Genomic DNA, 20,150 nt, shown 5'->3' on the forward strand with positions numbered 1-20,150 from the left:
GTAACATAGGGTTGTGCAAATTATTGCAACGGAAAAAACAGGTATGCAAATTTTTTCATACAAAGGGGTATCGGGATGCAGAAGGTACTGATCGTAGGTGCCGGTAAAAGGGGAACGGCGTTATTACAAATTCTCATTAAAACAGCCATCATAGACATTATTGCCGTGGTTGACAAAAACCCCGAAGCGCCGGGATTAAAAGAAGCAAAACATTATGGAATTGCCGTTTCATCTGATTGGAAACCATACATACAACAAAAGCCGGATATCGTCATTCATACAACGGGTGATCAAGCTGTACTTGACGAACTCCTTCAGGAAAAACATGAGCAGACCATTGTTATGCCGGGAAAGATGGCTTACATTGTGTTTCAGCTTATGGAAGAAAAACAGCAGCTGATTCAAATGCTAAAAGAACAAACATACAAACATGACCGAATCTTTAATTCCACCCACGACGGAATGATTTTTATTGATATCAATGAAGAGATCATTCTGTTTAATCATATGGCTGAAAATATGGTGGGAAAACAACGTGAGGAAGTCATTGGACGCCCGATCAAAGAAGTCATCCCGAGCACAAAGATGCCTCGGATTTTAAAAACGAGAGAGCCTGAATACAATCAAAAACAGCTCTTGGGTGAAAATTTGCAAATTGTAACAACAAGGCTGCCGATCATTGATGAAGGCGGACGTCTGCTCGGAGCACTCAGTGTATTTAAGGATATTACAGATGCAGTCGAGCTGGCGGAGGAAGTGACAAATTTAAAACAGGTGCGCACGATGCTGGAGGCGATTATACAATCCTCCGACGAGGCGATTTCTGTCGTTGATGAAAACGGCATTGGCCTGTTGATCAATAAAGCATACACAAAAATGACTGGGCTTTCTGAAAAAGAAGTCATCGGCAAGCCGGCGAGCACTGATATTTCTGAAGGGGAAAGCATGCATTTAAAGGTGCTTGAGACAAGACGCCCAGTGCGCGGCGTCAGAATGAAGGTCGGCCCGAATAAAAAAGAGGTCATCGTCAATGTAGCGCCGGTGATTGTGGATGGCATTTTAAAAGGCAGTGTCGGAGTGATCCATGACGTGTCAGAAATTAAAATGCTGACCGCGGAGCTTAACAGGGCCAGGCAGATTATCCGCACGCTCGAAGCGAAATATACCTTTGACGATATTATCGGCAAAAGTGAGCAAATACTGGTTGCGCTTGAGCAGGCGAAGCTTGGAGCGAAAACGCCGGCAACGATTTTGCTGCGCGGAGAATCGGGCACGGGCAAAGAGCTGTTTGCCCATGCCATCCATAACGAAAGCGACAGGAAATACAATAAATTCATCCGCGTAAATTGCGCCGCTCTTTCAGAAAATCTTCTGGAATCAGAACTGTTTGGCTACGAGGAAGGCGCGTTTTCGGGAGCGAAGCGCGGCGGCAAGAAGGGCTTATTTGAAGAAGCCAATAACGGCAGCATTTTCTTAGACGAAATCGGCGAGCTGACGCAAAATATGCAGGCGAAACTGCTGCGCGTCCTTCAAGAAAAAGAGATCGTCAGAGTGGGAGGCACGAAGGCAATCCCTGTTAATGTGAGAATTATTGCAGCCACAAATGTAAATATCGAAAAAGCAATGGCGGATGGGACGTTCCGTGAAGATCTGTATTACCGCATCAATCGCTATCCCATCTCTATCCCCCCTTTGCGTCAGCGGATTGAAGACATTGAAGCGCTCAGTGAAAGGCTCATTCAAAAAATTAACCGCGATTACGGCCGGAATGTAAAGGGACTGACCCAGCAGGCTTTGCGGGCATTGTCGGCTTACCATTGGCCGGGGAATGTCCGCGAGCTGGAAAATGTCCTTGGACGAGCAATGATTTTTCTGAAGCCGCACATGGAATGGATTGAAAAAGAGCATTTGCCTGTATTTGAAATAGAACAAAAAGAAAGCAGCGCAGAACAGGTAGCCGGGTTTGACTTTCCTGACATCGAAGGCGAAAAGCTGTCTAAGGCCGTTGAAAAATTTGAAGCGCACTTGATTCAGCAAACGCTGGAAAAGCATCATTTTAACCGTACGAAAACAGCGAAAGCCCTCGGCGTCAGCATTCGAAATTTATATTACAAAATGGATAAATACGGCCTTGCAAATGAAGGCATGCAATAATTTGCAGAATAAGCGCAAACGTCTGCACGAATCTTTCTTCGCATCCATCATGACAGCATCGCACCGAGCTGGCATAGAACTTGCATAATAAAAAGCGGAGTCGAGACAAGAAAGGTGGTAACTGATGAAGCTGAAAGATTTGATCGGCAAAGCGTCGATGTACAAAAACAAGACCATTGCGGTTGCTCATGCTGAGGATGAGGAAGTGATCCGGGCTGTGAAACTGGCAGCCGAGCATTTGTCCGTCCGTTTTTTATTAGTGGGCGACAGCAAAAAACTGAACGACCTGACATCCTCCATGCAAGGGCATCAAGTGGAAATCATTCATGCCAATACGCCGGAGGAATCGGCGAAGCTAGCGGTTCGCGCTGTTCATCAAAAAAAAGCAGACGTCTTAATGAAAGGGAATGTGCCGACTTCTGTTTTGCTTAAAGCGGTATTAAACAAACAGGAAGGGCTGCGGAAATCCCGTGTCCTTTCTCATGTGGCCGTGTTTGATATTCCTGACTTTGAGAGACTGATGTTTGTGACAGATTCGGCTATGAATATTGCCCCTTCGCTGGAGGAGCTTCAGCAGATTCTTCAAAATGCTGTTCATGTCGCGCGTGCAGTAGGGAACAATATGCCAAAAGCGGCTGCCCTTGCAGCGGTAGAAACGGTAAATCCGAAGATGGAAGCGACGGTCAATGCAGCTGCTCTCGCCCAAATGTGCAAAAGAGGGCAGATTAAAGGGTGCATTGTAGATGGACCGCTTGCCTTGGATAACGCAGTATCGCAAATTGCCGCGGCTCAGAAAAAGATTTCGGGAGACGTAGCGGGCAGCGCCGATATCCTTCTTGTCCCTTCGATTGAAGCGGGAAATATTTTATATAAATCACTGATTTATTTTGCGAAAGCACACGTGGCGGCTGTCATTACGGGGGCCAAAGCGCCGATTGCATTAACGAGCAGAGCGGATTCCGCTGAAAACAAACTGTATTCGATCGCGCTGGCATTATGCGCATCTGAAGAATACACACTTTAGGAGGAACTGATATGGAACTTTTTAAATATATGGAGCAATACGATTATGAGCAATTGGTTTTCTGCCAAGACGAACAATCAGGATTAAAGGCAATTATCGCAATTCATGATACAACACTGGGACCAGCGCTCGGCGGAACGAGAATGTGGACGTATGAAAATGAAGAAGCTGCGATTGAAGACGCACTGAGACTTGCAAGAGGCATGACCTATAAAAACGCGGCGGCAGGCTTAAACCTGGGTGGCGGAAAAACGGTTATCATCGGCGATCCGCGCAAGGATAAAAATGAAGAAATGTTCCGCGCGTTCGGCCGTTATATTCAAGGGCTTAACGGCAGATATATTACGGCTGAGGATGTCGGCACAACGGTTGAGGATATGGATATCATTCATGATGAAACAGATTTTGTCACAGGTATTTCCCCAGCATTCGGCTCTTCAGGAAATCCGTCTCCTGTTACTGCTTACGGGGTGTATAAAGGCATGAAGGCTGCCGCTAAAGCTGCATTCGGCACGGACTCTCTTGAAGGAAAAACCATCGCTGTACAGGGTGTTGGCAACGTGGCTTACAATCTATGCCGCCACCTTCATGAAGAAGGAGCAAGCTTAATCGTTACGGATATCAACAAGCAATCAGTTGAACGTGCGGTACAAGATTTTGGCGCTCGTGCGGTTGATCCAGAAGATATTTATTCTCAGAACTGCGATATTTATGCGCCGTGTGCTCTTGGTGCAACCATCAATGACGATACTATTAAGCAGCTGAAAGCTAAAGTGATTGCAGGCGCGGCTAACAATCAGCTGAAAGAAACTCGCCACGGCGATCAAATTCACGAAATGGGCATTGTTTACGCACCGGACTACGTCATCAACGCGGGCGGCGTTATCAACGTTGCGGATGAGCTTTATGGCTATAATGCGGAACGTGCACTGAAAAAGGTTGAGGGCATTTACGCTAACATTGAACGTGTCCTTGACATTTCCCAGCGTGACGGCATTCCGACGTATTTAGCGGCTGACCGCTTGGCTGAAGAACGAATTGAACGCAATCGCCGCTCAAGAAGCCAGTTTTTGCAAAACGGCCACCATATATTAAGCAGACGCTAAGAAATTGATCTGGAGGTTTTGAAATGCTACATGATGAAAAACGCATTCTCACCATTAATCCAGGCTCAACTTCAACGAAAATCGGTGTTTTTCATAATGAACGCAGTATTTTTGAAAAAACACTGAGACACGACATAGAAGAGCTGCAGCAGTTCGACCATATTATTGACCAGTATGAGTTTCGAAAAAAGCATATCCTCGAATCGCTTCATGAACAGGGCATCAATATTTCAAAATTTGATGCTGTCTGTGCCAGAGGGGGTCTTCTCCGTCCGATAGAAGGCGGGACATATGAAGTGAATGACGATATGATTGAGGACTTGAAAAGCGGTTATGCAGGACAGCATGCCTCCAATTTAGGAGGCATTATCGCAAGAGAAATTGCTGATGGCCTCAACATTCCATCTTATATTGTAGACCCTGTTGTAGTTGACGAAATGTCAGAGCTCGCTAAAATATCAGGCATGCCGGAAATTGAACGGAAAAGCATTTTTCATGCTTTAAACCAAAAAGCTGTCGCCCGTAAGGCGGCAGACTCTCTTGGCAAACGATATGAGAATATGAAAATGATCATTACTCATTTGGGCGGCGGCATTACAATAGGTGTACATGACCGGGGCCGGGTGGTGGACGTCAACAACGGCCTTCACGGAGAGGGACCGTTCAGTCCTGAACGCGCAGGAACAGTGCCTGCGGGGGATCTCGTCGATTTATGCTTTTCAGGAGAATATACAAAAGAAGAAATGATGAAAAAACTGGTGGGAACCGGCGGGCTCTCCGGTTATCTCGGTACAAATGACGCTGTGAAAGTAGAACAAATGATTCAGGAGGGCGATGAAAAAGCCCGCTTAATTTTTGACGCCATGGCGTATCAGGTAGCGAAGGAAATCGGAGCAGCAAGCGCCGTTTTAAAAGGCGAAGTCGAGGCCATTGTTCTGACAGGAGGTCTGGCTTACGGCAAAAGCTTTGTTTCCAGCATCAGATCATACATAGATTGGATTTCGGACGTTTTAGTATATCCGGGAGAAAACGAACTGCAATCTCTGGCACAAGGGGCGCTCAGGGTATTGCAGGGCGAAGAGCAATCCAAACAATATCGCATTGAATAGACAGACAGGAGTGAGTCAGATGGCAACTGAGTATGATGTAGTCATTCTGGGCGGCGGTACAGGCGGTTATGTCGCGGCGATCAGAGCGGCGCAGCTCGGCTTAAAAACAGCCGTTGTAGAAAAAGAAAAGCTCGGTGGAACATGCCTGCATAAAGGCTGTATTCCGAGTAAAGCGCTGCTGAGAAGCGCGGAAGTGTACCGGACAGCCCGTGAAGCCGATCAATTCGGAGTCGAAACGTCCGGCGTTTCCCTCAACTTTGAAAAGGTACAGCACCGTAAGCAGGCTGTTGTTGATAAGCTTGCAGCAGGCGTCAATCATTTAATGAAAAAAGGAAAAATTGACGTGTATGACGGATATGGGCGCATCCTCGGACCGTCTATTTTCTCTCCGCTGCCGGGAACGATTTCTGTTGAACGGGGAAATGGCGAAGAAAATGACATGCTGATCCCGAAGCAGGTCATTATAGCTACAGGTTCAAGGCCGAGAATGCTTCCGGGTCTGGAAGCGGACGGAGAGTTTGTTTTGACCTCGGATGAAGCGCTCCAAATGGAGGAGCTTCCAAAATCGATGATCATCGTCGGCGGAGGGGTCATTGGAATCGAATGGGCATCCATGCTTCATGACTTTGGCGTAAACGTAACGGTTATCGAATATGCGGACCGGATATTGCCGACTGAAGACCAGGACATTTCAAAAGAAATGCAAAGCCTTCTTACGAAAAAAGGAATTCAGTTTGTCACAGGAGCTAAAGTGCTGCCTGATACGTTGAAAAAATCATCAGGCGAAATCAGCATACAGGCGCAAAAAGACGGAGAAACCGTTACCTACTCTGCTGAAAAAATGCTCGTTTCCATCGGCAGACAGGCAAATATCGAAGGAATCGGTATAGAAAACACCGATATCGTCACTGAAAACGGCGTCATTTCAGTAAATGAAAGCTGCCAAACGAAGGAATCTCATATTTATGCAATCGGAGACGTAATCGGTGGCCTTCAGTTAGCTCATGTTGCATCGCATGAAGGAATCATTGCCGTTGAGCATTTTGCGGGTCTCAATCCGCATCCGCTTGATCCAACACTTGTACCGAAGTGCATTTACTCAAGCCCTGAAGCTGCCAGTGTCGGCTTAACAGAAGATGAGGCAATAGCGAATGGGCATAATGTCAAGATCGGCAAGTTCCCATTTATGGCAATTGGAAAAGCGCTTGTATATGGAGAAAGCGACGGATTTGTAAAAATCGTGGCGGACCGTGAAACGGATGATATTCTCGGCGTGCATATGATAGGCCCGCATGTCACTGACATGATATCAGAAGCAGGTCTTGCAAAAGTGCTGGATGCGACGCCATGGGAGGTCGGACAAACGATCCACCCGCACCCGACGCTGTCTGAAGCGATTGGAGAAGCAGCGCTTGCTGCAGATGGCAAAGCCATTCATTTTTAAAAGCATAAAGGAGGCGCTCGAATGAGTACAAACCGACATCAAGCATTAGGGCTGACTGATCAGGAAGCCGTTGATATGTATAGAACGATGCTGTTAGCTAGAAAAATCGATGAAAGAATGTGGCTGTTAAACCGCTCTGGTAAAATCCCGTTTGTTATCTCTTGTCAAGGACAGGAAGCAGCACAAGTAGGAGCAGCTTTCGCCCTTGACCGTGAAACGGATTATGTGCTGCCTTACTATAGAGACATGGGTGTCGTGCTTGCGTTTGGCATGACTGCGAAGGACTTAATGATGTCCGGGTTTGCCAAAGCAGCAGATCCAAACTCAGGAGGCCGCCAAATGCCGGGGCATTTCGGTCAAAAGGAAAACCGGATCGTGACGGGGTCTTCTCCGGTAACAACGCAAGTGCCGCATGCGGTCGGCATTGCGCTGGCTGGACGAATGGAGAAAAAAGACATTGCGGCTTTTGTCACATTTGGAGAAGGATCTTCAAACCAAGGCGATTTCCATGAAGGGGCAAACTTTGCCGCTGTTCATAAGCTTCCGGTTATTTTTATGTGTGAAAACAACAAATACGCGATTTCGGTCCCTTACGATAAGCAAGTAGCATGTGAAAATATTTCAGATCGTGCCGTAGGCTATGGAATGCCTGGCGTAACGGTGAATGGAAACGATCCGCTCGAAGTTTATCAAGCGGTGAAAGAAGCGCGTGAACGGGCGCGAAGAGGAGAAGGCCCTACCTTAATTGAGACGATTTCTTACCGCCTGACACCGCATTCCAGCGATGACGACGACAGCAGCTACAGAGGCCGTGAAGAAGTAGAGGAAGCGAAAAAAAGTGATCCCCTATTTACTTATCAAGCCTACTTAAAGGAAATAGGCCTGCTGACCGAAGAGATAGAACAAACCATGCTGGACGAAATCATGGCAATCATAAACGAGGCGACAGATGAAGCGGAGAACGCTCCTTATGCAGCTCCTGAGTCAGCGCTCGATTATGTGTATGCGAAGTAGGGAGGAAGTACAAATGTCAGTAATGTCATATATTGATGCGATCAATTTGGCAATGAAAGAAGAAATGGAACGAGATTCACGTGTCTTCGTTCTTGGGGAAGATGTAGGAAAAAAAGGCGGGGTATTTAAAGCCACAGCCGGTCTGTACGAACAATTTGGAGAAGAGCGTGTCATGGATACGCCGCTTGCTGAATCAGCGATCGCCGGAGTCGGTATCGGAGCGGCTATGTACGGCATGAGGCCGATTGCCGAAATGCAGTTTGCTGATTTTATTATGCCGGCGGTAAACCAGATTATTTCTGAGGCTGCTAAAATCCGCTACCGCAGCAACAATGACTGGAGCTGCCCGATCGTTGTCAGAGCGCCGTACGGTGGCGGCGTGCACGGAGCGCTTTATCATTCTCAATCAGTCGAAGCGATTTTCGCCAATCAGCCCGGACTGAAAATTGTGATGCCTTCAACGCCATATGACGCGAAAGGACTCTTAAAAGCCGCAGTTCGTGATGAAGACCCGGTGCTGTTTTTTGAGCACAAGCGCGCGTATCGTCTGATCAAAGGAGAGGTTCCGGCAGATGATTATGTACTTCCTATCGGCAAGGCTGATGTAAAAAGGGAAGGCGACGACATCACGGTGATCACATACGGGCTTTGTGTCCACTTTGCTTTACAGGCGGCAGAACGTCTCGAAAAAGACGGCATTTCTGTACATGTGGTGGATTTAAGAACGGTATACCCGCTTGATCAAGAAGCGATCATCGAAGCGGCATCCAAAACCGGAAAGGTCCTTTTGGTCACAGAAGATACAAAAGAGGGCAGTATCATGAGTGAGGTGGCTGCCATTATATCCGAGCATTGTCTGTTCGACTTAGACGCGCCGATCAAACGGCTTGCAGGTCCTGATATTCCGGCTATGCCTTATGCGCCGACAATGGAAAAATACTTTATGGTCAACCCTGATAAAGTAGAAGCGGCGATGAGAGAATTAGCGGAGTTTTAAAGACGTAAGGAGGATACGATCATGGCAATAGAACAAATGACGATGCCGCAGCTTGGCGAAAGCGTAACAGAGGGCACGATCAGCAAATGGCTTGTCGCCCCTGGAGATAAGGTGAACAAATACGATCCGATTGCGGAAGTCATGACAGATAAGGTAAACGCGGAGGTTCCGTCCTCTTTTACCGGTACAATAACAGAGCTTGTGGGAGAAGAAAGCCAGACCCTGCAAGTCGGAGAAGTGATTTGCAAAATCGAAACAGAAGGTGCAAAGCCGGCTGAACAAAAACAAGATCAGGCGGAAGCGCCAACTGCCGGGCAAGCTGCTCCTGAAAGCCGCACTGAAGCAGCCAGTCAGGCCAATAAGAAACGTTTTTCTCCAGCCGTACTTCGTTTGGCCGGAGAGCATGGCATTGACCTTGAGCAAGTGAAAGGAACGGGCGCCGGCGGAAGGATCACGAGAAAAGATATTCAGCGTATCATTGATTCAGGAGGCGTTTCAGAACAGACTGAAGAGCCAAAAGCAGCAGCTCCTGCACCAGCGCAAAAACAGGAGACGAAAGAAAACGTTTCTCATCCTGCTGCAGCAGCCGGAGATAAAGAAATTCCTGTCACAGCTGTTAGAAAAGCTATCGCTTCAAATATGAAACGAAGCAAAACAGAAATTCCTCACGCTTGGACGATGATGGAAGTCGATGTCACAAACATGGTGGCATACCGAAACAGTATAAAAGATTCCTTCAAGAAAACAGAAGGCTTTAATTTAACTTTTTTCGCTTTTTTCGTAAAAGCGGTCGCTCAGGCGTTAAAGGAATTCCCGCAAATGAACAGCATGTGGGCGGGGGACAAAATCATTCAGAAAAAAGATATCAACATTTCAATCGCGGTTGCCACGGAAGATTCTTTATTTGTTCCGGTGATCAAAAACGCTGATGAAAAAACGATTAAAGGCATTGCGAGAGAAATTACCGACCTTGCCAAAAAGGTAAGAGACGGAAAATTGTCAGCAGACGATATGCAGGGAGGAACGTTTACCGTCAACAATACAGGTTCGTTCGGATCTGTTCAGTCGATGGGAATCATCAATTATCCTCAGGCTGCGATTCTTCAAGTGGAATCGATCGTCAAACGCCCGGTTGTCATGGATCATGGCATGATTGCGGTCAGAGATATGGTCAATCTGTGCCTGTCTTTAGATCACAGAGTGCTTGATGGCCTCGTGTGCGGAAGATTCCTGGCACGTGTCAAAGAAATTTTAGAATCGATAGATGAGAAAACATCTGTCTACTAAACAAACAGAAAGAGCATTTTTTGAACGATAACTTCAAAAAATGCTCTTTTTCTATGTACCATTATTCTGCGATTCGGATTTTCATTTCAACCCGATATTCTTCTTGTTTTTTCGGAGAATAATGAATCGGTATGATTAACTCGTAAACATCACTGATAACCGTTAATTGACGGTCCGTGATATACTTGATCAGCTTTTGTAAGTTGAGAAAATAATGCTCTGGCGAGAAATTATAAGCGATACAAACATATTTGCCTTTTGGTATTGTTGTGATTTCCATATCCGGCGTAATCGCAGAAATTTGTTTATTCGTTAAGACAGGCGTGAAAATATGACGGTAAGTCATTTCATCAATGTTGTTGTACGGCTGAAACGAGAAAGTAGCACCGTAGCTATTGTTCGAAAAACCATCAGCTGATTCGATAAATGTTTTTAGTTTGCTGTATGAGGCGTTGAGCACGTTTTCAGGCCCGATTCCCTCTGCCTCTGTCTGTATAATCCGTATTTCTGCTTCATCTAGAACAAACACCTCACCGAGCGCAGGATATTCCATCTGCCGTTTCATTCGCTTTTTCACCAGAGAAATGGTCTGCTCCAATGTTGATAAAAAATCTAATTTCTCCCTGATTTGCTTTTCCTGCTCTGTATAAAAAGCAAACAGTTCCTCCATCTCTAATTCCTGTGCCTTTTTCATCTCTTCTAAAGGTGTGCCGATATATTTTAATGATTTGATCAAATCAAGATGATAGAGCTGGGAGTCAGTATAATAGCGGTAGTTCGTATCCGGGTCGACGTAGGCGGGTTTAAATAAATCAATCTTATCGTAATAACGAAGCGCTTTAATCGACACATTTGCCAGTTTTGAAACTTGTCCAATTGAGTAAAACGAGTCCTTCATGCCATCACTCCCCTTAAGATCAGTATAATAAAAAAGCGCATTCTTTGCAGTACACAAAGAATACGCTTTTTTTACATGCTGGCTTTTATATGGGCAGGAGCTTTCCAGGCAATAGTCAGCGCAATGCCTATGGCTAAAGCTACTGTTGCAAAATAGAATGGATAGTTTAAGTCAATATCGAATAGCATTCCCCCGATAATAGGGCCGAACACATTGCCGATACTCGTAAACATTGAATTCATCCCGCCGGCAAATCCCTGTTCATTTCCCGCAATTTTTGACAGATAGGTTGTTACTGCCGGGCGCATAAGATCAAATCCGACAAATACGGTGAAGGTAACTAATAAAATCGCAGCATATGAATTTACGATGGTCAGCAAAAACACAAGACTTGTTGAGAGAATTAAGCTGTAGCGGATTAAACGGATTTCCCCAAACCACCTTGTGAAGCGGTCGAATAAGACGACTTGCGTGATGGCTCCGACAATTGCTCCCCCAGTTATCAAAATGGCAATGTCACTGGCCGTAAATCCGAATTTATGATCAACGAATAACGCAAATAAAGATTCAAACGATGCTAATCCAAAAGACGATATTAAAATGATGAGAAAAGCAATGAAATACATAGGTGCAAAAATCCGCTTGAATCCTGTCTTTTGGCCCTCTATTTTCTCATTCTCAGGATTTCGCTCCGGTTCCCGAAGCGTTAGCATCGATAAAATGGCTGCTATTAACGCAAAGGCTGCCGCAAAGAAGAAAGGCAGACGGGAATGGATTTCCGCTAAAAATCCGCCAATGCCGGGGCCGATAATAAAACCTGTTGAAATAGCGGCTGACATATAGCCGAGCGCTTTCGGCCGTGTTTTAACAGTAGTGATATCGGCGATAAAAGCCGTGACCCCGGGCATAATGAAAGCAGCACTGATGCCGCCAAGCATACGGGATATAAATAAAATGTCAACTGTTTTTCCGATGCCGAATAAAAACTCTGAAACACTAAAAAACAACAGGCCAATCACGATCATAATTTTGCGTCCGAAGCGGTCAACCCAGCGTCCGGCGATTGGTGACACAATAAGCTGCGTAACAGCGAAGCATGCAACCATATAGCCGACCGCGGTACCGGATAAATGCAATTCATTCATAATCGCGGGCGTTACCGGAATCACAAGCCCGATCCCTAAAAAAGCAATGAATAAATTGGTTAATAATATAGCTAATGTGATGTTCTGTTTCTTCATGTGACTTCCCCTTTTTACGAAAGTGTATCCCTTATACTGTAAGACCTCCTCTTAGGGGAGAGTCAACGGATTTCTTTCTATGAAGCTGTTCGCACTTTATAAACGTCCTTTACCAGCGGACAGTTATTCATTGCTGGGAATAAGCATGTCAATGTGCTGCGGAAGGACTTGAATCACAGCGGGTGTATGTGTGTACACTTCTCCATCTGTATCAGCCTTTTTGACGGTATCCGTTTCAATTTCGACGCGAGAGGCCTGAACATAGGACAGCTCACCGGTGAACCGCTCTGTTGTGCCCTGTTCCATATTCATCAGCTCGCGCAAAGCGGAGAGATTGGTGCTGCGGCAAATGAGGATATCAAGTAATCCGTCACATATACTGGCATCTGGCAGGGGAATTCGATTCGTTCCAATGTATTGTCCGTTCATGACAAGCAGCATAACGGCTTCATCTTTTATCTCTTGCCCATCGATTGTCAATGAAATAGGAAAGGACTCAGCGGATGAGACGGTACGTAACGCGCTTGTAAAATAGCTGATTTTTCCTAATAACGCTTTTTCCGTTTCGTTGATTTGATTCGATGTTTCTGCGATCAGGCCGATCCCCCAGAAATTCAAAAAATAACGATCGTTCATCTGGCATACATCAACCTTGGATTTTTTTCCTGACACGAGTGCTTCGGCTGCCTTTGCAAGATTTTGAGGAATGCCCAGCACTCTTGAAAAGTCATTGCACGTTCCGCCGGGCAAAATACCGACAGCTGGCCTTCTTTCTAAAGTACTGATGCCATTGATGCATTGATGGACTGTACCGTCGCCGCCGAGAATAAAGACAGTCTCGATAGAATCATCTATTGAACGGCAAAAATGATAGGCATCGTCTTTTTTCTTTGTCTGTTTAATGATCACCTCATCTAACGATTGTGATAAAACCGGCACAACAGCTCCTAATGCTTTTTCTATATTTTTGTTGCCGGCGTTTCCGTTATGAATAAGTAAAGCTTTCCGGTGGCTCATACAAAACTGCTCCTTTATTTATACATCTGATTATATAATTCCCTTATCTTGTAAGGAGTAAACGGAAAGCAAAAAATCCTCCGATATAAGCGGTAGCATTTGCCGATAAGGCGGTTTCCTTGCTATCATAAGAACAGATGATGAAAAAGGAGAGGTCTTCATTGAACATGGACTTTAATTTATTTATGAATGATGTTGTCCGCCAAGCGAGACAAGAAATTACAGCTGCCGGATATACCGAACTGAAAACAGCTGAAGAGGTGGACGAGGCACTTACGAAAAAAGGAACGACGCTTGTCATGGTCAACTCTGTCTGCGGATGCGCGGGCGGGATCGCAAGACCGGCTGCATACCATTCCGTTCATTATGACAAAAGACCTGACCAGCTCGTGACTGTGTTTGCGGGACAGGATAAAGAAGCGACGGCAAGAGCGCGCGAATATTTCGAAGGATATCCGCCATCCTCTCCGTCATTTGCTATTCTAAAAGACGGGAAAATCATGAAAATGGTGGAGCGTCATGAGATTGAAGGCCATGAGCCGATGGCAGTTGTCTCTAAACTGCAGGAAGCCTTCGAAGAATATTGCGAAGAAGTATAAGATAAAACCCCGGATGCCCGAGCGGCACGGGGTTTTTTGTGCATAAAATTCCAAGTTATAATGAATAAATATTAGAGTTTATTCAATGGCTACGCTACAGAAGATGTCCTTTTATCTAGTAATATGAAAAGAGATTACTGGAAAAATAAGCTTTGAGATAATTTTTAAAAATAGTATTGCATAAAAATAAGAAAGTGTTTAAAATACAAATTAACGAATAAATATTCAAATATGATAAAAGTAATGAATATGGGGGAAATGGATCATGAAAAAATGGCTCTTATTACTGATAGCTGCGTGCATCACCTTTGCATTATCTGCTTGCGGCTCAAGCAGTTCAGGTTCAGAAAGCGGCAAGAAAAAATTAGTTATGGGAACTTCGGCGGATTACAAACCGTTTGAATATAAAGATGGCGATAACATTGTCGGTTTTGATGTAGATTTGGCAAAGGCCCTTGCGAAGAAAACCGGCTACGAAATTGAAGTGCAGGATATGGACTTTAACAGCTTAATTACAGCACTGAAATCAAAACAAGTTGATTTGGTTTTGTCAGGAATGACACCGACGCCTGATCGTAAAAAACAAGTTGATTTTTCCGATGTATATTACACAGCGAATCATATGATTGTCAGCAAAAAAGACAGCGGCATTAAGTCTTTAAAAGATCTCAAAGGAAAAACAGTCGGCGTTCAGCTTGGCTCCATTCAGGAAGAGAAGGGGAAAGAGCTTTCTCCGGAATATGATTTTAAAACAGAAGACCGCAACAGAATTTCTGATTTGGTGCAGGAAATCAAATCTGACCGCTTTGATGCTGCGATTATTGAAGACATGGTGGCAGAAGGGTATTTTAAATCAAATGATGACCTGCAGGGCTTCGTGATTCCTGATGCGAAAGCGGAAGAAGCCGGTTCTGCGATTGCTTTCAGAAAAGACAGTGAACTGACGGATAAATTCAATAAAGCGCTCAAAGAAATGCAAGATAACGGAGAGCTCGATAAATTGAAGAAAAAATGGTTCACTGGCGAGAAGTAAAAAAGCGGCTCAACTTTTTCGTTGAGCCTTTTTATTGAATAGGAAATCTTTTTTCCTGTAAGAAAAGGAGACAAAGGCTATGAATTTGGATTTTTCAGCAACGATCCCCCAAATTCCTTTTATATTAGAAGGCTTAGCAATCACATTAAAAATTGTTGTTGTATCTGCTATTATCGGACTTATATTAGGGATTGTGCTAAGCTTATGCAAGATCAGCACATTCCGCCCGCTGATCTGGATTGCTGATTTTTACACATCAGTATTTCGCGGCACGCCTTTAGTGCTGCAGCTTATGATTGTTTATTTCGGGCTCCCGCAGCTGCTCGGCTTTCAAATTGACCAGTTTTGGGCGGCGGTTGTCGCATTGTCACTGAATTCCGCTGCTTATGTATCGGAAATTATCAGAGCGGGAATCAACGCAATTGATAAAGGGCAAAAAGAGGCTGCTGTCGCACTGGGTGTTCCGTACGGCAAAATGATGAAGGATCTGCTTTTGCCGCAGGCCTTCAAAAATATATCACCTGCCATTGTAAATGAATTAATTACGTTAACAAAAGAATCAGCGATCGTTACAGTTATTGGTCTTGGCGATGTTATGAGACGCGCGTATCAAGCTGGCGCCGCCACTTACAATTACCTTGAGCCGCTGATTATCGCCGGATTGATTTATTATGTGCTTGTCCTTATTTTAACGTTTATCGGCAAGGCTGTAGAAAGGAAGCTGAAATCCAATGATTAAGGTTGAAAAGCTGTCAAAATCATTTGGGAAACATGAAGTATTAAAAAACATTTCAACAAACATCGCTGAAGGTGAGGTTGTTGCCGTCATCGGCCCTTCAGGCTCAGGCAAATCAACATTTCTTCGCTGTTTGAATCTCTTGGAGAAACCTAACGGCGGAACCATCACAATTAAAGACAAAGAGATTACGCAGCCGAAAACCAATACATTAAAGGTACGGGAAAACATCGGAATGGTATTTCAGCATTTTCATCTTTTTCCGCACAAAACGGTTCTCGAAAATATCATGTACGCACCTGTAAATGTCAAAAAAGAATCCAAGCAGACTGCACAGGGAAAAGCCGAAGAGCTGCTGCGCAAAGTCGGATTGTTTGAAAAGCGAAATGACTATCCAAACCGTTTATCAGGCGGACAAAAGCAGCGTGTCGCCATCGCTCGTGCTTTGGCAATGAATCCTGAAATCATGCTGTTCGACGAGCCGACATCCGCGCTTGACCCTGAAATGGTCAAAGAAGTGCTCCAGGTCATGAAAGAACTGGTCGAAACCGGTATGACCATGGTAATCGTTACACACGAAATGGGCTTTGCAAAAGAAGTGGCCGACCGCGTGTTATTTATGGATGAAGGAATGATTGTCGAGGACGGCAACCCGAAAGAATTTTTTCTTTCGCCAAAATCCAAAAGAGCGCAGGACTTTTTAGAAAAAATATTATAGAATATAGGGAAAAAGGAGAAGGCTTGTGCTTCTTCTTTTTTGTTGAAGAAACAAATAGAATGGAGTCCGACATGTTTAAAATTGGTTACCGCACAATAAAGACCGCACTTGGAACAGCTCTGGCTATTTATATAAGCCAGCTATTGCATTTGCAAAACTTCGCATCAGCAGGAATCATCACCATTTTGTGCATACAAATCACACAAAAACGGTCGCTTCAAGCGTCATGGGCCCGATTTGCAGCATGCTGTCTGGCAATTCTCTTTTCCTATCTCTTTTTCGAACTGATTGGTTATCATCCGTTTGTCATTGGATTGCTTTTGCTGATTTTCATCCCGACAACAGTTGTATTAAAAATCAACGAAGGTATCGTCACCAGCTCTGTTATTATCCTTCATCTGTATATGTCCGGCGGCATTACGCCCCAATTCATCTGGAATGAAGTCCAGTTAATTACGGTGGGAATCGGCGTCGCTCTTTTAATGAATCTGTATATGCCGAGCCTTGACCGAAAGCTGATCGCCTATCGAAAAAAGATAGAGGACAATTTTGCTGTCATTTTCGCAGAAATCGAACGGTATTTGTTAACTGGTGAGCAAGATTGGACAGGAAAAGAAATTCCGGAAACACACCAGTTAATCACTGAAGCCAAAAACCTGGCGTACCGAGATGTACAAAATCACATTCTTCGCCACGAAAATCAGCACTATCATTATTTTAAAATGAGAGAAAAACAATTTGAAATCATCGAGCGCCTTCTTCCTAAAGTGACATCCATCTCCATTACGGTGGACCAAGGTAAAATGATTGCTGAGTTTCTTCGCGATCTGCGGGAAGCAATTCACCCGGGGAATACAGCCTACAAATTTTTGAAAAGACTTGCTGACATGAGAAAAGAATTCGAAGAGATGCCGCTTCCTGCGACAAGAGAAGAATTTGAAGCGAGAGCCGCACTCTTTCATCTTCTTGGGGAAATGGAGCAATATTTAGTGATCAAAAGTTATTTCAAAGGAATCAAAGCAGAAAAATCGCTCGCTTAACTCGCATGAGCTCATCCTCCATTGGTCAACCTAATGGAAAAGGAGGAGCTTATGCGTTTTTTCTTATGTTCAATATTGATGATTATTTCTCCGATATGGCCTCTTGGCGAAAATCCGCTTCCAGGTGACCCGTATGTTATTGTCAACAAGAAAACAAATGAGCTTGCTGTCATCATCGACAACAAAATTGAAGGCGTTTATCGTGTGGCAACCGGAAAGTCGGATGATCTGACGCCTGAGGGAGAATTTTCGATTACAGTAAAAGCGGCGAATCCTTATTACAGAAAGAAAAATATTGAAGGCGGAGCTTCTGAGAATCCGCTTGGGGCAAGATGGATTGGGTTTGATGCGAGAGGGACAGACGGCCGGATCTACGGAATTCACGGGACAAACCGGGAAGAATCTATCGGTCAATTTGTATCTAACGGCTGTATACGTATGCATAACGATGAAGTTGTCCATCTGTTTCAAGAGATTCCGGTGGGGACGAGAGTGCTGATCACGAAAGACTCCCGGGCTTTTGAGGAGATTGCCATTGAGCATAAAGCCCTGATAAAAAAGCAGGATGTTCCCGTTCAATAAGGCCGCCTGCTTTTTTATCATTATAAAAACATAACGATTCCTGAGAGTACTGTTGAAAGAATAAAAACTCCCAAAATCACGATTAAAACGCTTTTCATCAGTTTTTGAGACATGGTTTCACTCCTTAGACAATCTGATTATATTTTAACGTGTTTTGTATGGGCGGACAAGCGATATCTATCGCCGGAAAGCAGGGATGAAAATGACCGGACTTGACCATATTGGGATTGCCGTTTATTCCATAAACAAGGCCAGAGCTTTTTATGAAGATGTATTGGGATTAACGTTTCTTCATCAAGAAACGGTTGAAGAGCAAAAGGTGACCATTGCTCTTTTCCAAGCGGGAGGCGTTTATTTGGAGCTGATCGAGCCGTTAACGCCTGACAGCCCTGTCCGTACATTTTTAGATAAAAAAGGAGAGGGGCTGCACCATGTTGCGTTTTTATGCAGCGGCTTAACAGATCAGCTTCAAGCATTATCAAACCGGCAAATTGATGTAATAGACAGGCAGCCGAGACAGGGAGCAAACGGGAAACAGATCGCGTTTATTTCTCCGCGGGAAACAAACGGCGTGCTTGTCGAGCTCTGTGAACCGAAAGGAGATCAAGACATTGAACATGAATGAGCATATCGGTCATCTATACAACAGGCGCAGGCAGGCGGAAGAAGGCGGGGGACATGCGAAGCAAGCTGAACAGCGGAAAAAGGGAAAGCTCACAGCGCGGGAAAGGATCGCCTATCTCTTGGATGAGGATAGTTTTATCGAATTATATCCCTTCATGGAGAGCCGAAGCTTAACGAGGGAGCAGCGTATATTGGGAGATGGAGTCGTGACGGGTTACGGTACGATTGACGGCCGCTCTGTATATGTGTTTGCGCAGGATTTTACCGTATTCGGCGGGGCGCTTGGCGAAACCCATGCGAAAAAAATCACCTCTCTGATGGATCTTGCAGCAAAAAATAAAGCACCGATTATCGGGCTGAACGACTCAGGTGGTGCGAGAATTCAAGAGGGTGTGGTATCATTAGATGGATACGGTCACATATTTTACCGAAACGTCTTATATTCCGGAGTCATTCCGCAAATCTCGGTTATATTAGGGCCGTGCGCTGGAGGCGCTGTGTACTCTCCGGCACTTACTGATTTTATCTTTATGGCAGAACAGACGGGCCGAATGTTTATTACCGGTCCGAAGGTCATTGAAAAAGTAACAGGAGAACAGGTTGATGCGGAGAGCTTAGGAGGAGCGGGAATACATAATGCCGTCAGCGGAAATGCCCACTTTTCCGGAAAAACGGAAGAGGAGGTTCTGGCAGGAGTGAAGAAGCTGCTGTCTTATTTGCCGCTCGACAAACAGATATCACTACCTTCATCTGTGGATGAGGCCTCCAGCTCGTTAATAAACCACCTCGTGCCGGCTGACAGCACAAAGCCGTATGATGTTCGGGCGGTGATTCAGGAATTGGCTGATCCGCAGTCTTTTTTTGAGATTCAGCCGTATTTTGCGAAAAATATAGTGATCGGATTTGCAAAGCTTGGCCAAAAAACGATCGGAATTGTGGCAAACCAGCCGAAACATTTAGCAGGAAGCCTGACGATTGACGCGGCTGATAAAGCAGCGAGATTTATCCGGTTTTGTGACGCCTTTGACATCCCGCTGTTAACTGTCGAAGATGTACCGGGGTTTTTGCCCGGCATTCATCAGGAGCATAATGGCATTATCAGGCACGGAGCCAAATTGCTGTTTGCTTATGCAGAAGCGACGGTCCCGAAAGTAACGCTCATCATCAGAAAAGCGTATGGCGGGTCGTATGTCGCTATGAACAGCAAATCCATCGGAGCGGATCTCGTGTTTGCTTGGCCAAATGCCGAAATCGCAGTGATGGGTGCTGAAGGTGCGGCATCTATTTTGTATGATAAAGATATTGAAGCGTCAACTGACCCGCAAAAGACAAAACGCGAAAAAACAGCTGAATACAAAAAACAAAACGCCAGCCCTTATAAAGCGGCGGCATGCGGAATGGTCGATGACATCATTTTGCCGGAAGAATCAAGGAAAAGACTCATCCAAGCTTTTCACATGCTTGCACATAAGACAGAAGAGAGACCGAAAAAAAAGCACGGTAACATACCGCTTTAACATGGAGGGG

General features: G+C 45.0%; 20 protein-coding genes. 16 read left to right on the forward strand and 4 right to left on the reverse strand.

Features of this window, described 5'->3' with window-relative positions; translation table 11 throughout:
• Positions 1-75 precede the first annotated feature (75 nt).
• The 8 genes from KXD37_RS03385 to KXD37_RS03420 all read left to right on the forward strand — a co-directional run bounded on the left by KXD37_RS03385 (position 76) and on the right by KXD37_RS03420 (position 10,135).
• Entirely contained in the window at positions 76-2,154 is a 2,079-nt protein-coding gene (locus tag KXD37_RS03385; protein ID WP_127696784.1) for a sigma-54 interaction domain-containing protein, read from the forward strand.
• 124 nt (positions 2,155-2,278) lie between these two features.
• The gene (gene yqiS, locus KXD37_RS03390; protein ID WP_059293634.1) at positions 2,279-3,178 is read left to right on the forward strand and encodes a phosphate butyryltransferase; all 900 of its coding nucleotides are present in this window, start codon (positions 2,279-2,281) and stop codon (positions 3,176-3,178) included.
• Between the two features lie 11 nt (positions 3,179-3,189).
• A complete protein-coding gene (gene bcd, locus KXD37_RS03395) occupies positions 3,190-4,284 on the forward strand; it encodes a branched-chain amino acid dehydrogenase (RefSeq protein ID WP_024121987.1) in 1,095 nt (364 codons plus the stop codon).
• 23 nt (positions 4,285-4,307) lie between these two features.
• On the forward strand, positions 4,308-5,393 hold the full coding sequence (gene buk / locus KXD37_RS03400; RefSeq protein ID WP_024121986.1) for a butyrate kinase: 1,086 nt from the start codon (positions 4,308-4,310) through the stop codon (positions 5,391-5,393).
• A gap of 19 nt (positions 5,394-5,412) precedes the next feature.
• Positions 5,413-6,837 carry a dihydrolipoyl dehydrogenase gene (gene lpdA, locus KXD37_RS03405; protein ID WP_106022131.1) on the forward strand — a complete coding sequence of 475 codons (1,425 nt, stop codon included), beginning with the start codon at positions 5,413-5,415 and terminating at the stop codon, positions 6,835-6,837.
• Positions 6,838-6,858: 21 nt separating this feature from the next.
• Positions 6,859-7,851 (forward strand): 3-methyl-2-oxobutanoate dehydrogenase subunit alpha, encoded by a 993-nt coding sequence (gene bfmBAA / locus KXD37_RS03410; RefSeq protein ID WP_024121984.1) that lies wholly within the window; start codon positions 6,859-6,861, stop codon positions 7,849-7,851.
• Positions 7,852-7,864: 13 nt separating this feature from the next.
• Positions 7,865-8,848, forward strand: a complete 984-nt coding sequence (gene bfmBAB / locus KXD37_RS03415) for a 3-methyl-2-oxobutanoate dehydrogenase subunit beta (RefSeq protein ID WP_103672249.1) — start codon at positions 7,865-7,867, stop codon at positions 8,846-8,848.
• Between the two features lie 21 nt (positions 8,849-8,869).
• A complete protein-coding gene (locus KXD37_RS03420) occupies positions 8,870-10,135 on the forward strand; it encodes a dihydrolipoamide acetyltransferase family protein (RefSeq protein ID WP_106022132.1) in 1,266 nt (421 codons plus the stop codon).
• 61 nt (positions 10,136-10,196) lie between these two features.
• Here the strand turns inward: KXD37_RS03420 and KXD37_RS03425 are convergent, their stop codons facing one another.
• From KXD37_RS03425 to KXD37_RS03435, 3 genes are all read right to left on the reverse strand, one after another.
• Positions 10,197-11,033, reverse strand: coding sequence for a MerR family transcriptional regulator (locus KXD37_RS03425; protein WP_024121981.1), 837 nt, complete (start codon positions 11,031-11,033; stop codon positions 10,197-10,199).
• A gap of 71 nt (positions 11,034-11,104) precedes the next feature.
• On the reverse strand, positions 11,105-12,274 hold the full coding sequence (gene bmr, locus KXD37_RS03430) for a multidrug efflux MFS transporter Bmr (protein ID WP_024121980.1): 1,170 nt from the start codon (positions 12,272-12,274) through the stop codon (positions 11,105-11,107).
• A 123-nt stretch (positions 12,275-12,397) separates the two neighbouring features.
• Entirely contained in the window at positions 12,398-13,291 is an 894-nt protein-coding gene (locus KXD37_RS03435; protein WP_188323123.1) for a YegS/Rv2252/BmrU family lipid kinase, read from the reverse strand.
• 161 nt (positions 13,292-13,452) lie between these two features.
• On the opposite strand from KXD37_RS03435, the gene brxB reads away from it, so the two are divergent.
• The 6 genes from brxB (at position 13,453) to KXD37_RS03465 (ending at position 17,999) form a co-directional block, all read left to right on the forward strand.
• A complete protein-coding gene (brxB, locus tag KXD37_RS03440) occupies positions 13,453-13,890 on the forward strand; it encodes a bacilliredoxin BrxB (RefSeq protein WP_024121978.1) in 438 nt (145 codons plus the stop codon).
• 265 nt (positions 13,891-14,155) lie between these two features.
• Complete coding sequence (artP, locus tag KXD37_RS03445) at positions 14,156-14,923, forward strand: arginine ABC transporter substrate-binding protein ArtP (protein WP_095713240.1); 768 nt, start codon at positions 14,156-14,158, stop codon at positions 14,921-14,923.
• 79 nt (positions 14,924-15,002) lie between these two features.
• Positions 15,003-15,662: an arginine ABC transporter permease ArtQ gene (gene artQ, locus KXD37_RS03450; protein WP_014664528.1), complete on the forward strand. Its 660-nt coding sequence runs from the start codon at positions 15,003-15,005 to the stop codon at positions 15,660-15,662.
• On the forward strand, positions 15,655-16,377 hold the full coding sequence (gene artR, locus KXD37_RS03455) for an arginine ABC transporter ATP-binding protein ArtR (protein WP_024121976.1): 723 nt from the start codon (positions 15,655-15,657) through the stop codon (positions 16,375-16,377). The genes artQ and artR overlap by 8 nt, the downstream gene beginning before the upstream one ends.
• Before the next feature lie 71 nt (positions 16,378-16,448).
• The gene (locus tag KXD37_RS03460) at positions 16,449-17,417 is read left to right on the forward strand and encodes an aromatic acid exporter family protein (RefSeq protein WP_024121975.1); all 969 of its coding nucleotides are present in this window, start codon (positions 16,449-16,451) and stop codon (positions 17,415-17,417) included.
• A gap of 51 nt (positions 17,418-17,468) precedes the next feature.
• Positions 17,469-17,999, forward strand: coding sequence for a L,D-transpeptidase (locus KXD37_RS03465; RefSeq protein ID WP_024121974.1), 531 nt, complete (start codon positions 17,469-17,471; stop codon positions 17,997-17,999).
• 20 nt (positions 18,000-18,019) lie between these two features.
• Here KXD37_RS03465 and prli42 read toward each other — a convergent pair whose 3' ends face one another.
• Positions 18,020-18,112: a stressosome-associated protein Prli42 gene (gene prli42 / locus KXD37_RS03470; protein ID WP_003226489.1), complete on the reverse strand. Its 93-nt coding sequence runs from the start codon at positions 18,110-18,112 to the stop codon at positions 18,020-18,022.
• Positions 18,113-18,201: 89 nt separating this feature from the next.
• Between prli42 and mce the strand changes: the two genes are divergently transcribed.
• Positions 18,202-18,624: a methylmalonyl-CoA epimerase gene (mce, locus tag KXD37_RS03475; protein WP_095713238.1), complete on the forward strand. Its 423-nt coding sequence runs from the start codon at positions 18,202-18,204 to the stop codon at positions 18,622-18,624.
• A complete protein-coding gene (locus tag KXD37_RS03480) occupies positions 18,617-20,140 on the forward strand; it encodes an acyl-CoA carboxylase subunit beta (RefSeq protein ID WP_106020339.1) in 1,524 nt (507 codons plus the stop codon). The genes mce and KXD37_RS03480 overlap by 8 nt, the downstream gene beginning before the upstream one ends.
• The last annotated feature ends 10 nt before the right edge of the window (positions 20,141-20,150 follow it).

The sequence above is a fragment of the Bacillus sp. XT-2 genome (assembly GCF_025696525.1).
In the GTDB taxonomy this organism is placed as follows: Bacteria; Bacillota; Bacilli; order Bacillales; family Bacillaceae; genus Bacillus; species Bacillus halotolerans.

Coding starts and splice junctions, on each gene's coding strand:
- KXD37_RS03385 (WP_127696784.1), top strand. CDS start 76: ATGCAGAAGGTACTGATCGTAGGTGCCGGTAAAAGGGGAACGGCGTTA.
- yqiS (WP_059293634.1), top strand. CDS start 2,279: ATGAAGCTGAAAGATTTGATCGGCAAAGCGTCGATGTACAAAAACAAG.
- bcd (WP_024121987.1), top strand. CDS start 3,190: ATGGAACTTTTTAAATATATGGAGCAATACGATTATGAGCAATTGGTT.
- buk (WP_024121986.1), top strand. CDS start 4,308: ATGCTACATGATGAAAAACGCATTCTCACCATTAATCCAGGCTCAACT.
- lpdA (WP_106022131.1), top strand. CDS start 5,413: ATGGCAACTGAGTATGATGTAGTCATTCTGGGCGGCGGTACAGGCGGT.
- bfmBAA (WP_024121984.1), top strand. CDS start 6,859: ATGAGTACAAACCGACATCAAGCATTAGGGCTGACTGATCAGGAAGCC.
- bfmBAB (WP_103672249.1), top strand. CDS start 7,865: ATGTCAGTAATGTCATATATTGATGCGATCAATTTGGCAATGAAAGAA.
- KXD37_RS03420 (WP_106022132.1), top strand. CDS start 8,870: ATGGCAATAGAACAAATGACGATGCCGCAGCTTGGCGAAAGCGTAACA.
- KXD37_RS03425 (WP_024121981.1), bottom strand. CDS start 11,033: ATGAAGGACTCGTTTTACTCAATTGGACAAGTTTCAAAACTGGCAAAT.
- bmr (WP_024121980.1), bottom strand. CDS start 12,274: ATGAAGAAACAGAACATCACATTAGCTATATTATTAACCAATTTATTC.
- KXD37_RS03435 (WP_188323123.1), bottom strand. CDS start 13,291: ATGAGCCACCGGAAAGCTTTACTTATTCATAACGGAAACGCCGGCAAC.
- artP (WP_095713240.1), top strand. CDS start 14,156: ATGAAAAAATGGCTCTTATTACTGATAGCTGCGTGCATCACCTTTGCA.
- artQ (WP_014664528.1), top strand. CDS start 15,003: ATGAATTTGGATTTTTCAGCAACGATCCCCCAAATTCCTTTTATATTA.
- artR (WP_024121976.1), top strand. CDS start 15,655: ATGATTAAGGTTGAAAAGCTGTCAAAATCATTTGGGAAACATGAAGTA.
- KXD37_RS03460 (WP_024121975.1), top strand. CDS start 16,449: ATGTTTAAAATTGGTTACCGCACAATAAAGACCGCACTTGGAACAGCT.
- KXD37_RS03465 (WP_024121974.1), top strand. CDS start 17,469: ATGCGTTTTTTCTTATGTTCAATATTGATGATTATTTCTCCGATATGG.
- prli42 (WP_003226489.1), bottom strand. CDS start 18,112: ATGTCTCAAAAACTGATGAAAAGCGTTTTAATCGTGATTTTGGGAGTT.
- mce (WP_095713238.1), top strand. CDS start 18,202: ATGACCGGACTTGACCATATTGGGATTGCCGTTTATTCCATAAACAAG.
- KXD37_RS03480 (WP_106020339.1), top strand. CDS start 18,617: ATGAATGAGCATATCGGTCATCTATACAACAGGCGCAGGCAGGCGGAA.